This window comes from Bacteroides sp. BFG-637 (genome assembly GCF_024793605.1).
Lineage (GTDB): Bacteria > Bacteroidota > Bacteroidia > Bacteroidales > Bacteroidaceae > Bacteroides > Bacteroides vicugnae.
The window spans coordinates 1,898,135-1,912,018 of record NZ_JANUPD010000002.1 but is presented as its reverse complement, the minus strand read 5'-3'; the positions used below and the strand labels follow the sequence as shown (position 1 = coordinate 1,912,018).

General features: G+C 41.2%; 8 protein-coding genes and 1 pseudogene. 6 read left to right on the top strand and 3 right to left on the bottom strand.

Annotated elements, in window-relative coordinates; translation table 11 throughout:
- The first annotated feature begins 23 nt into the window (after positions 1-23).
- The 4 genes and pseudogenes from NXX38_RS07690 to NXX38_RS07675 all read left to right on the top strand — a co-directional run bounded on the left by NXX38_RS07690 (position 24) and on the right by NXX38_RS07675 (position 5,251).
- Positions 24-1,797: pseudogene (locus NXX38_RS07690) on the top strand (RagB/SusD family nutrient uptake outer membrane protein).
- 31 nt (positions 1,798-1,828) lie between these two features.
- Positions 1,829-2,872 carry a DUF5017 domain-containing protein gene (locus NXX38_RS07685; protein WP_258978985.1) on the top strand — a complete coding sequence of 348 codons (1,044 nt, stop codon included), beginning with the start codon at positions 1,829-1,831 and terminating at the stop codon, positions 2,870-2,872.
- Between the two features lie 144 nt (positions 2,873-3,016).
- Positions 3,017-3,961, top strand: a complete 945-nt coding sequence (locus tag NXX38_RS07680; RefSeq protein WP_148365474.1) for a tRNA-dihydrouridine synthase family protein — start codon at positions 3,017-3,019, stop codon at positions 3,959-3,961.
- A 54-nt stretch (positions 3,962-4,015) separates the two neighbouring features.
- Positions 4,016-5,251: a DcaP family trimeric outer membrane transporter gene (locus NXX38_RS07675; RefSeq protein WP_195649804.1), complete on the top strand. Its 1,236-nt coding sequence runs from the start codon at positions 4,016-4,018 to the stop codon at positions 5,249-5,251.
- Positions 5,252-5,582: 331 nt separating this feature from the next.
- On the opposite strand, the gene NXX38_RS07670 is transcribed toward NXX38_RS07675, so the two are convergent.
- The 3 genes from NXX38_RS07670 to NXX38_RS07660 form a co-directional block, all read right to left on the bottom strand.
- Complete coding sequence (locus NXX38_RS07670; protein ID WP_258978984.1) at positions 5,583-8,654, bottom strand: chondroitinase family polysaccharide lyase; 3,072 nt, start codon at positions 8,652-8,654, stop codon at positions 5,583-5,585.
- Positions 8,655-8,689: 35 nt separating this feature from the next.
- Positions 8,690-9,382, bottom strand: a complete 693-nt coding sequence (locus NXX38_RS07665; RefSeq protein WP_148365471.1) for a DUF6250 domain-containing protein — start codon at positions 9,380-9,382, stop codon at positions 8,690-8,692.
- A gap of 114 nt (positions 9,383-9,496) precedes the next feature.
- Entirely contained in the window at positions 9,497-10,885 is a 1,389-nt protein-coding gene (locus NXX38_RS07660; RefSeq protein ID WP_258978983.1) for an LruC domain-containing protein, read from the bottom strand.
- A gap of 325 nt (positions 10,886-11,210) precedes the next feature.
- On the opposite strand from NXX38_RS07660, the gene NXX38_RS07655 reads away from it, so the two are divergent.
- On the top strand, positions 11,211-12,383 hold the full coding sequence (locus NXX38_RS07655) for a HEAT repeat domain-containing protein (protein WP_148365469.1): 1,173 nt from the start codon (positions 11,211-11,213) through the stop codon (positions 12,381-12,383).
- A 5-nt stretch (positions 12,384-12,388) separates the two neighbouring features.
- Complete coding sequence (locus tag NXX38_RS07650) at positions 12,389-13,864, top strand: glycosyltransferase family 2 protein (RefSeq protein WP_148365468.1); 1,476 nt, start codon at positions 12,389-12,391, stop codon at positions 13,862-13,864.
- Positions 13,865-13,884: the final 20 nt, after the last annotated feature.

Below are 13,884 nucleotides of genomic sequence, written 5' to 3'. Positions count from 1 at the left end.
TCATCCTTCAAACAATTATGTATATGAAAACAATAAAAATAATCATCATATCACTTCTTGTCGGACTTAACCTGACTTCCTGCGATTTCCTGGAAAAAGACCCGACGTACACTACCCCTGAAAATTACTTCAAGAATGAAGCGGATGCTGCCTCTTGGCTAACAGGAACCTATGCTATTCTGGGGCAAAGTTCCTTCTACGGAAATGAATTCTTATACCTTGTAGGAGGTGACGATCTGGGACACTATGGAGGGGCTAACCGCGGACCTAACAAAAGTGGCTTGATCTGCAACAATGCCAATACGAGTGATCCGACTGTTGCAGCATTGTGGTATACCTTATACTCCGGTATCAACAGAGCCAATATTTTCCTGGAGAATATTGATGCAGTGCCCGATATAAACGATGATACCCGCAAGCAGTATAAAGCGGAAGCCCGCTTCTTACGCGCATTCTATTATTTCACTTTGGTAGAATGTTGGGGAGATGTACCTTTTAAGACTACTTCTACAGAAGATGCTTACAATCTCTCTATTCCACGTACGGACAAACAGACGATTTATGACTTTATCATCAAAGAGATGTATGGTTCTGCCGAGGATCTTAAATCTGCTCAAGAGTTGAACTATTTGCCGGGACGTGTTTCCAAATCGGCAGCTTGGGGAATGCTGGCACGTGTGTATATGTTCAGAGCCGGTGAGCCTAAACGTGACAAGGAAGTAGGTTTGGCCAACAGTACGACCAGCGCCGAGATTACAGAATATTTCAAGAAGGCAAGTTACTATGCGCAGTTAGTTAAAAACGAAGGCCATTCACTGACTGCCAAATATTGGGATTTCTTTATCGACATTTGTTCTGACAAGTATAACACAGCTCTCAATAAGGATGGTGCCAAAGCTAATGAGAGTATCTGGGAGGTAGAATTTGCTGGTAACCGTTCAACGGATGTACGCGCAGAAGGTAGAATTGGTAATATCATCGGTATTCAGGGAAAAGACCTTTCTTCCAAAGCCTCCATCACCGGTAAAGGTGACCCGGGTTATGCATACGCTTTTATCTGGAATACCCCTAAGCTACTGGAATTGTATGGAAGCAAACGGTGACATTGACCGTTGCAACTGGAATATAGCTCCATTCACCTACACCCAATCAGCAGGAGAAGGCACTCCGGTAGACGGTCGTGAATTTGTGAAAGGAAAAAGAGATGAAGTGGAACAACAATATTGGGATCAATCCTTCAGCTATGGCAAAACAGATCCAGGTTCTACTTACGGTGATCGCGAATCGAAGAATGATGCTAATAAGAACCGTAACAGAGCTGCAGCCAAATATCGTAGAGAATACGAAGCAGACAAGAAGAGCAAGAACGATACTTCCATCAACTTTCCTCTTCTCCGCTACTCTGACATTCTGCTGATGATTGCAGAAGCTGAAAATGAAGTCAACCATGGTCCTAATGATCTTGCTTATGAGTGTATCAATGCAGTAAGAGAACGTGCAGGAATCAGCAAGCTTCAAGCAAATCTGGATGAAGAGAACTTCCGCAAAGCTATCAAAGACGAACGCGCTATGGAACTCTGCTTCGAATATACACGACGCTTCGACCTGATCCGTTGGGGAGACTATTACAAACTGATGCAGGAACAAGTGGACAAGGCACAGACTGACGAATCCTGGAAATTCGGAATCAATGTATACACTTACTTCAATATTCCGAAGTCTTACAACTATTTCCCGATTCCTGCCAATGAAATAGGATCGAACGGTGCTATTAAAACGAATAATCCGGGTTGGTAAATCTCTTATTAACTTTAAAAAGAAAAAGGATATGAAGACAATATATAAAAGTTTGATGACTATCGCTTTTGCCGGACTCTGTCTCGCTTCATGCGACAAGGAATTGAAAGAAGAGACAGCAATGGAAGTTGGCGTGGTGACAGACAGCAATGTCAGCTTCGACGGCAAAACTGTGACTGTAAAGAAAGGAAGCCCGGTAACGTTCAGCTTCGATGGTGATCCGGATTTTATAACATTCTTTAGTGGAGAAATTGACCATGAATATAGATTTCGGAACCGGACAGAAATGAAAATAGAGGATATCGAAAAATGTGAAATTAATTTCGATATGATTGCCCAATATGATGCGCCGCCTAAAAACACACCGCAGACTGCATTAGACATTTTCATTTCCGATAAATTTCCGGGAATGGCCAAGAATAATTTCGAAGCAGACAAGCAACTAGTGGAAGGATTTGACTGGACCTATTTAATACCGACAGATGAATTGCCGGTGAAAGTAGAAAATAATAATAAATCATATCCATACATTAAGAACTTGTCGTCTTATCTTGGAAAGCAAATCACCATTGCTTTCCATTACAAAGGCGGTCAGGATGGTGCTGTTAGACAACCTAAATTTTCCTTTAACAATATACGCATAGAATTGGCTTTTAATAATAATAAATCAGAAACTGTCTATGCAAAAAATCTAGGTTTCACACCACTAAACATTGTAAATAATGAAAGTGACCAGCAATCGGACAAAGTTAAAGACAGAGAGTATGGAGCAGTTGATGGCGGTGTCCCCGGATTCTGGAAAACAAATTTACCGACGGAAATAATTGTATCTAGCTCTGCGGCTGGAGCTACACTAAAAAATAGTTGGCTAATCTCTGAACCACTTTTACTCAACGGTTCCTGCGATCCTGACGCTGGTGTAGCGATTAAGAATATCTCGCAATCGTTGGAGATATACTCACATACCTATGAAGAGACCGGTACATATACCGCTACCTTCGTAGCCAACAATGCAAACTACGTCCATCAAGGTGGTCAAGTAGTACGTGAACTGACTATAAACGTTGTAGAATAAAAATATATCCCCCAATTTTTCTAACCTTCAATCATAGAAAACGTTTATAAAAATCAGACTTTAATCAATTTAACATCAGAAAGAGAGGGACCGCGAGGCTCCTCTCTTTTACTTTTTCTGTATCTTTGCACAAAAATAAAAACAATGCCAAAGACTCTTCCTATTCATTTTGCCCCATTACAAGGTTACACCGAAGTGTTTTACCGTAATGCTCATGCTGCCTGCTTCGGAGGTATAGATACTTATTACACCCCATTTGTACGACTCGAAAAAGGAGGATTCCGCCATAGAGATGTCCGGGGAATCGAACCCGGGAACAATCAAGTACCCCACCTGATTCCCCAACTGATAGCCCCCTCTTTTGAGAAAGCAGAAAAAATCTTATCCCTATTCATTGAAAAGGGATATAAAGAAGTCGATATCAATATGGGATGTCCTTTTCCTATGCTGGCTAAACGTCACAATGGTTCCGGTATTCTTCCTTATCCTGAAGAAGTTCAGGCATTACTTAACCTGATTACAGAATATCCACAAATAAGTTTCTCTATCAAAATGAGGTTGGGTTGGGAAGATTCGGAAGAATGTCTGAAACTGGCTCCGATTATCAATGAGCTACCCTTGCGACAAGTGGCAATGCATCCCCGCTTGGGAAAACAGCAATATAAAGGAGAAGTTGACCTTAAAGCGTTTGAAGCTTTTCAGGGAGTCTGCAAACATCCGCTCATCTATAATGGGGATATCAATGGCGTAGAAGATATTCACCGCATTCAGGAACAGTTTCCCGGATTAGCCGGAATTATGATAGGACGGGGATTGCTTGCCAACCCGGCATTAGCATTGGAATATAGACAAAACCGTGCACTTGAGTCCGATGAAATGAGGGAGAAATTGCAATCTATGCATAAATGCGTATACAGTCAATACGCAGAACAGTTGGAAGGAGGAGACGAACAGCTTTTGAATAAAATGAAAACTTTCTGGGAATATTTAATGCCGCAAGCAGACAGAAAATCACTGAAAGCAATTCATAAAAGCACAAGCCTCAACAAATATAATCAGGCAATCCTTGCCTTTTTTAATCAACGATAAACTAATAACCAGTAATTTTTCGTAATTTTGCGCCCGTTTATAAACAAGCACATTATGAAAAAATACATTCTAATCTTTCTTTGTCTGATAACCGTATCAGGCAGCTTCGCACAAATGCAGGATTTCAAGTTTAAGTTCTACGGACAGATTCGTACTGACTTCTATTATAATAGTCGTGCTAACGAGGAAACCGTAGATGGATTGTTTTATATGTATCCGAAAGACAAAGTGCGCGATCCGGACGGGAACGATCTGAATTCAACACCCAACAGTAACTTCTATACTTTATACTCACGTCTCGGAGTAGACGTTGCCGGTCCCAAACTGGGAACAGCCAAGACGTCTGCCAAAGTAGAAGTTGACTTCCGCGGCACAGGTACTTCTTATTCAGTCATTCGTCTCCGTCATGCTTATTTGAATCTGGATTGGGGAAAATCAGCTTTATTACTCGGGCAGAACTGGCATCCGCTATTCGGAGATGTGTCTCCGCAGATTCTTAATCTCTCTGTAGGAGCACCGTTCCAACCCTTCAGCCGTGCGCCACAAATTCGTTATCGCTATACAAACAAGAATTTCCAACTTACCGGAGCCGCAGTGTGGCAATCACAATATACTTCACAAGGACCGGAAGGGAAAACACATAAGTATCTGAAGCAAAGCTGTATTCCCGAATTTTATGTCGGGGCTGATTATAAGAATGATGGTTTGCTGGCCGGCGTAGGCATTGAGTTGTTATCATTGAAACCACGTACGGAGTCCACTGTAAATAAAGATACATATAAGGTAGACGAACGCATCACAACTCTTTCATACGAAGCTCATGTGAAATACACCAACAAAGACTGGTTCATCGCTGCGAAGAGTGTATTAGGATCCAATCTGACACAAGCTTCCGGCTTGGGCGGATTCGGGATCAAGTCTGTCAACGAACAAACGGGAGAACAAAAATATACTCCGATACGTTTCTCCAGCTCTTGGTTCAACGTTGTCTACGGAAAAAAATGGAAGCCGGGAATCTTCGTAGGCTATGCCAAGAATCTGGGAACAAGTGATGCACTATATGCTCCCAAAGGAAATGATGCAAAACTTTATGGAACAGGAACAGACCTTAACCAATTAGTTACGGCAGGAGCAGAACTGACCTACAATGTCCCCCACTGGAAATTCGGGTTGGAATATACATTAAGTTCTGCATGGTATGGTTCGCTCAATACGTCCAATGGGAAAATTCAAGATACCCATGCCGTATGTAACAACCGTATTGTTGCCGTTGCCATGTTTATGTTCTAACCTCTCTATACAATTATTTTAATTATATATCTGTCACCTGTCACCGATTGCTGCTTAACGATTTGATTATTAACAATTAACACTGTGACAGCAATAGGTGACAGCAGTGTGACAACAATAATGCTGTCACCTTTGTTTCTCGTGGGGAAACTTTTAGTTTCAACGCTTGGAACCAAAGGTTTTGTACCGGGAAACTAAAGTTTCAGCATTGGGAAACTGTAGTTTCAGCACCGAGAAACAATAGTTTCAACGGCATGGAAACTATGGTTTCTCCAAGAGAAACTACTGTTCCCCTATCAGGGAAAGCAAATGATCTCCTGTTGTCTGACTTTTATCTCCTTAACTCCACTTCAAAGCTAGCGCCATCTTTGCAACAGAACTGCAAAACTGTTTGCTTCTTATCAGAAGAAATCACCTTGCAAAACGGAGTTTCTTCTACATTCCATTGCCCTTTTATCGTTACAGTCACAGGTATTTCACCACTGGCATTTTCAATCCATGGTCGGGAATAGATACTACGTTCGATGCGTTTCCCATCTTTATCAAACGCTTCATCGCTTGGACCGCGATACAAAGCCAAATCCGGTTGTGCCACCGTCAACTTAATCTTATCAGCAGATTCTTTATGAGTCATAACCAGACAGGAAGTATCCACACGTTGTAAAAAACCACCCGGCAATGTCGTTTCAGGAGTTTCAAACAACACATAAGAAATGATCTGTTCGGAAACGGACTCTACAATATGTGCATTCCGGTCTTGCCGTAATACCTTATAAGTGGGCTTCTTTGCAAATTTCTTCATGAGAGCTTCATTCGTCTGAGGCAGAACAGCGTATTCATAACTTCCGTTTTTCGGTGCCTTTCCATGATCTACAACCAAAGAAACCCAATCACCCTTTGTTTCTTTTCCTGTATTTTGCATTCGCGAGTATTGAGGAAAGTTCTTCTCAAACCGGATGGGAGTCGGAACATAATAACCCGTTCCCAAATGATCTACCCATACGTTCTTATCCCTTTGATAATTTTTCCAATAATCATGCCCTGCTTTATCAGTAACCGCTAATTGGAAGATAGTCGTTTCTGTCGGGAACTCCGTATTTGTATTTTCAATATCCGAACCAAGACAGACAATCATTCCATCGATGAAATGGTAAGATTTACGTGCCCGATGTGATCCGTTGTACTTATCATGCTCATGCAACTTCATTCCGAAATTACCATTCATCTTCTGTTGAGACAAACCACCGGCAAAAGCCTCGTCGGAGTAAAGCATCTCTTCCATTCCGGAGTAACTATCTACATTGAGCACCTTAGCCTGCAGTTGCTCCAATGGCAAATGAATAGATGTCACTCCCGGAATACGGTTCCAGTCAAAACCTTCCTGCTGCCAGCCACTAGTGGTGGGAGTTACTGTCTGTCCCGGCGCAGCAGTCAATATCTGTAAACTGCCGTGTGCCAGATAACGACCGTATAGATTTGCCCCCAGATAATGCTCTGCCGCCCATAAATAACGGGAATGTCCGCGTGCCACAGCCGACCAGTTACTACGACGTTGAACAGAGATGCAACCATATCCCATTGCTATATTTCCCTGCGGGTCCGTCTCCGGACGGAAACCTTTCTCTATAAGAAGTTTTGCCACCTTACGCTCTTCAGCATTTGAAACCTTAGGCATATATTCGGGAGAGTCATTTTCAATACTTGGGTCTGAAATCAGACGGAGGTAAGAAGAAGCCATTTCACTATCATATTCCTCCTTTCCATCGGGAGAACCGGCTAAAGCCATCATAGCAAAATGCATAGGAACCAGTTTACCTTTTCCATCCGGATGACGACCGGACATGGAAAGAGGGAAGTTCAGCTTATTGCAGTAAAAACGCATGGTCAACAGTACATTTTTCACGGTTTCATGAGCTAACTCGGAAATAGCAAATTCCGTCCGGCTGAAAAGATAGATCATATTGGTTGCTCCATCGAGTCCGCCCACAGCATAAGCCGGATAGTTGTTTCGATGATGGAAAGCACCTCCGTCTACTTTAAACGAACCGGACAATCCCAATGCAGGACGGCAACCAAAATCAATCCAACGGGAGAAAGACCGGAGATATTGTAGTTTTTCCGGTGTATCTTCCATCATTAAAATGCTGGCAATGCGTCCGGTGGTCTGTGTATTGAAAGAGTCCATATCAATTCCGTTGACTTCCGGTTTAGGGTATACTTCGTTAGTAATCGCATACCAGCGCAATGTCCGTTCGGCTTCCTGAAGTTTACCAGCTTCCCTAAGCACATCTTTCATCAGAAAATATGCCAGGTACAGACCGCGGACACTATAGCCGTAATGATGGATGTTTCCCCAACAACTACCATAAGCTACTCCCTGATCGGTTATATGATCGTACATTGCCAAGAACTTCTTCTTCATTTCTTCCCGAATCACCGGATTTGCCGCATTATTATATGCAACGGCAATTCTTTTCATCAGGTCGAAATAAGCACGCATTTCCACTCCCATTTTAGTCAGCATATCTTTGTCCCAGTTCGGTATGATCCGTTCATAAGCTTCTGAAGCACGTACCATATAAACAGGTACTCCCGATACTTGACCGTTCTTGTAGGTTATCTGATAGAAATCATATTTCTTGCGGATAGTTTCCACTTCTTTATCTGTAGTTTTCCCTTTCGTGTAGATCATATCACGAAAACGCTTTTCCAACAGTTGCATTTCTGCTCTTTGCTTATCGTTCACAGGAGTCAATTCAATATCCGGTTTCAAAAGCGAGTGTTGATAGACAACCAGCCAATGGTTGGTGGTTCCGGCATTGACAAAAGGGACTTGCAGATCGGCTGTCTGTTGACGTGCATCAACCTTAGTGGCCGTAATCAGATGATCGATGAAAAGGCTTCCTTTTGAATTTGGAGCAATCATCCGAAGTTCATTCATGCCTTCCTCCGGTGTGCCTTGCATATCACGTTCATAGCAGACCCATGCAGCACGCCAACCACTGAAATTAATGCCAAAAGGGAAAGATGTGCATTGTTTGCCATCTTTCAGAAACTGAAACTCAATGGTCGCATTCTGGGGAACTTCATTATAAACCCACACAATAAAAGCGGAAAGGTATAAATCCTTGCCGGTCGGATCTTTCTTCTCAAACTTCAAATCTTTCTTGAGTTCCAATATACCACCCGGTTCAAATGTCCATTCCAACGAATGTTTTCCATCTTTATAATGCAGATCAGATACCGACAGGCGGGATTGGGTAGCGGTGATACAATCCGGGATTTGCGGTTCTTCAAAAGAAAACATCCGCTCATCTGTTACGACTTGTGCATGAAGGAATGCTGAGCACAAAAGAGAAAACAGAGTTGTCACTCCAAATTTAGTAAAAGGTTGTTTCATCATGGAAATATTGTCTTATCAGGTTTTCAGTATATCAGTCAAAGTATGGTCGCTTTAAAATCTGTAAAGAGTATATGATTCTGCAAAAGACGTAAACCGAAGTGTCCGTCACCTTCACCACCCGCAAGGGTATAGCGGAACAACTCTTCATCATTCACAGAATAAGTTGTGATTCCCTTTTCCACTCGAATCCGAATCTCATACCACTGATTGGGAACAAGTAAGTGGGAGGTATCAGTATATTCTTTCAATAACGGTTTCACCTTATCATCTGCCACTCCATAGTACTCTCCTCTGTATCGACGAAAACGGGTCGTTGAGTTATCATTTCCTCCGTATCCAACGTAGAAAAGGTTTAATGTATTGTAGTTTTTAAAGATGCCGTCACGCCACTGACTACGGGCAAAAAGATCATTAGGGTATTTAGGATCATTGGCAGCCCAAAAGCAGTTCAGATCACTCAAGCGATCATACTTTCCACCTTGCATCACCATACAGATACGATAACTAATTTCATAATCACCTGCCAATCGTTGCCGATACCACATAGTCAGTCCGTCCGGAACTATCAATTCTAATGTATCTGCACGTTCTATTATCTGCAAAGCATGGGATGCATCTTCTATTTTCCACTGTTGCACAAAAGAAGCTTTGTGTTGTGCCAAAAGCATCACACTATCTAAGAGAAAAAAAGTAATCAAACTGTAGCCTATAAAAAATCGCTTCGTCATTACGGTATTAGTTTAAAGATTATTCTTCCGGATACAAAGAAACCCCTCTTTTTCGAAAAGAGGGGTTCAAATTGTACAAAATATCTCAAATAATGTATTAACTGGTAATTTGTATTACCAATATTTTACGGTCTCTTCCGGTTCAAAATCCTCATACCAGTTTTTATATGAAGCACCATTATTTTTTGCCCAATCCTTAAACTTCGGGTATGCCGTTTCAAAAGCAACTTTCTCATACGCATGTCTTGTACCTACAGGAACTTTTATACCCCAAACGAAACCATTCATATTACAATATGGAATATTTTCATTTATTGCTTCATTTCCACTCATAGTTGCTGCATCTTTAGCATAGTCAGCATAAGCCGAAGTAGGCTTATAACCTCTCATGTGTATTTCTTTGCCACCATTGACAACTATAAAAAAGTTCTGTCTCTGCGTATCAAGAATAAGATCTCTGAATGCTTTTAGTTGATTTTCTCTATCCTGCCCTTTCAAACCATCCTTGCCTATCAGTCTAACTTCAGCACGTAACATAGGCAATCCTTCTCTAATTGCTCCCTTTGTTGTTTGGAAATAAGCTCTCGGTGTCCCATCAAGAAGATCACTATGCAAACCAGATAAACCATCCAATTTGATAACCGTTCCTTCTTCCGGAGTCGTATTCACAGACAAACCAGCATAACGTTTTTTATCAGCATCATCTTGATCCCATCTCCAGTCTCTTGCTTCAATCGATACCTCCGATTCCGTAGAAAGTTGTACTTGTTTCAGAAGTCTTTCAGTACCTTGTCCGCCTTTCAATGAAAGTTTTGCTGTAATCCGGTCGACATACTCACTCTTTAAGTTTTCCAAGACAACTCCTAACTGAGTAGGAATCTGACCACCCACCGCACGAACATCCAAAGTCAGTAACAACTCCTCTTTACTACCTTGAATCTCCATCAATTCTTCATTCTGACATTCGGAAACCTTTATGTCATATTCAAAAACTACATCATTAAAATCCTCGTCATACCACGTAGACTCCTTAGGCCAGCCATCTTCAAACATTGCCACACCGGTACTATGATAAAAAAGATAATCGGCTGTCGGCTCCGCTGTCGGTTTCACTGCATCTTCAGGAAGAGAAAGAGTAACCGATGCATTGTGAGTGGTTTCATAAGAAAAATCAGTCGGATAGCTCTCACTGCGAGTAACAGGAGATAAAGCAAAACTTGCCTTTTTCACCTCACCTGATACTGTGTTATACTCCATATATACCTTGTCCGCATGAATAGGGATATTTAAGGTTATAGTACGTGAAGAACCGTCTTTCACAAAAACGTCTTCTGCAAGCAAGTTTTCTCCTTTTTCATCAGCATACACTTTAACAAGAGGAGAAGCATTTACCGGATCAACAGTTCCCGGACCATCATTACCTTTTTCCAACTCATTATCAGAGCAGGAAGTAGTAACCAACATTGTCCCCATAAGGACATACACCAAACTTTTAATTTTCATCTTAATCTAATTTTTAAATTTATTGTTTGTTTCTGTTTCGCATGAGAGCCTGGCTTATCACACTTATTTTCAGGCTCCATTTGTTAACTTATCAAAAATATATTTAACGCTTAATAGCTTTCCACCCTCCTTTATTTGTAATTTCAATCCTTTCCATCGAAAATAATCACAAGAGCTAAAATATGCCTCAAAAGAGCTGTCCATAAACAATGGATAATATATACAAGTTATTTCGTATATTTGCATTAGACAGAACATTCAATACAACAAATATAGAACTTTTATTCTGAATATACAAGTTTTATATCTAAATATATCAAGGGAAATGGATCAAGTACTGTATGGTATAGATTACATAGAATATTATTTCTATTGGATATATTACAAGTTTATTGGCTATCCTTTAATCATAAGAATATGCTCAATTGCTGTAATGTTTTGTATTATTGCGTACTTATTTCTCCTATTCCATATTATATATGGTATATTTAAAAGGCGAAAAGAGAAGCGAAGATACAATAAAGCGTTTGATAAATATTACGAAGAAATGAAAACTATCTCACTAGATTCCAACACATTGAGTGAAGAAGAGATAGCTGACAGATTAGAATATGATACGAAAAAGCGCCCAAAACCCAACGAATTACGCATTATCACCCAACTGTTAACAGAAATCAAGAGTGTGCATGAAGATGAGATCAATGAACTAAACTATCAAACGATTCAAACTGTATTCCAAATCACACGTTTCCTTGAACGCGAACTTCAATTCGGTTCCAAAAGATCAAAGATACAAGCTCTGAAACTTATTCAGTCCATCAATGGTTATGCCTCTGAAGCGGTATTGGTGCGTTTCCTCTATCATCGTGAACTAGAACTAAGAAACTCGGCACGCTATACTTATATGTGGTTAAGTCAGGGTGATCCGTTCCGCTTCTTCGACGAAGATATCGGCATGAAGTTAAGGCAATGGGACATGATGGAGTTACACGCCATCTTGGAACACCGTAAAAAAGTGGGATATAACACACCCACCTTTATCAAATGGGTGAATACTTCAGCTGAAGAAAACGTTAAGATATTCTTTATCAACGAAATCCGGCTATATCATGAAACCGAAAGTGCCCCAATTCTCGCGAAGCAACTCAATGCCCGTTCTGTGGAAATACGGGGTGAAGCAATCAAGACTTTAGGTAAGCTAAAATACAAAGAGGTTGAACCTAAGCTGATTGAAATGTATAATGTACAACCGGAAGAAGTCAAACGACAAATCATTTCGGCTATTGCAGATCTGAAGACCGACAAGGCTTTAGGATTTCTTTACAACGCTTATGATGAAGCAGATAACTGGGGAACCAAGAGAGTCATACTCAAAGCCCTCTATGAGTATAGTGCAATGGGAAGGAAAACATTCGATCAATTGGAGAGAAAAGCAGATTCCCACACAGCTATATTGTTTGCCCACACCAAGCATCCGTTAATCAACCAGTTAAATTAGAGAATATGAGAGATATAATATTTACATTCTTCAATTATTTCGTATTCTTTTATACGAGCATGCTGGCGATATTCTTCGTCACATTCGCCTTCCTCTCTTTCATTTCTCTGAAACGGAGAAAGGATTACTATGTGGAAAGCTATATGCGGAAAACAATCAAGGAATCCCCCTATACACCGGGTATTTCGGTAATTGCTCCTGCCTTCAATGAAGAAAAGACAATCATTGATAATGTGAACTCCATGCTTGCATTGGAATATCCGCTTTTCGAGGTGGTTATTGTAAATGATGGAAGTACGGACAGCACATTGGAAAAGATGACCGAATATTATGAACTGGTAGAAGTGCCCTATGCTTATATCGAGCGAATCAAAACCAGACCGTTCCGAAGACTCCTCAAATCCTCCAACCCGAAATACAGCCGACTTATTGTTGTAGACAAAGAAAATGGAGGAACCAAAGCGGATGCATCCAATGCAGGAATCAACGTTGCTTCTTATCCGTATTTCATCTGCACGGATGTGGACTGCATTCTGGAAAAATATGCTCTTTATCGCTGCATCTCGCCCATTATATCTTCAGAAAAACAAGTAATTGCAGTCAGCGGAACGATGTTGATGGCTAACGGATGCGTCGTGAAAGACGGACAAATCATAGACGTTAGAACTCCCCGTACACCGATTCCACTTTTCCAGAATCTGGAGTATATGCGCTCCTATCTGATTGGTAAGATGGGGTGGTCCGCAATCAATGGAATGCCGAATGTCTCCGGTGGATTCGGTCTTTTCGACCGTTCGGTAGCGATTGCAGCCGGAGGATACGATGCTCCCTCTTTTGCTGAAGACATGGACCTCATCACCCGTATGGTAGGATATATGTGCGACTTCTCCCGTCCTTATAAGATCATACAGATTCCTGATACTTGCTGCTGGACGGAAGGGCCTCCCAACCTGGCAATGCTCTACCGCCAACGTACCCGTTGGGCACGGGGATTGTTCCAGACACTTAATATCCATCGCAAGATGATTTTCAAAAAGACATATAAGCAAATGGGAATGTTAACTCTCCCTTATATGTTCGTTTTTGAGTTTCTGGCGCCAATCATCGAGTTCGTCGGTTTGATAGTATTTATCTATCTGGCCTTTACAGGAGCGGTCAACTGGAACACGGCATGGATGATTTACCTGACGATATATACGTTCTGCCAGTTCCTTTCCATCGTCGTTATTACCTACGACTACTATGTCGGGATGCTATATAAAAGAGGATATGAATACCTATGGATTATCATTGCGTCCATATTGGAACCTATCTTCTATCATCCCATCATCACTTTCTGCTCATTGAGAGGATACCTTAGTTATCTGACCAATAGAGACTTCAAGTGGAAGAACATGGAACGTAAGGGATTCAAGCAGAAAGAAGAAAGTGCAGACGATACTGATATAAAGACAATGAAGCCTGAACCGGCCACGATTTAAACAAGAAAGATTAAAGACAA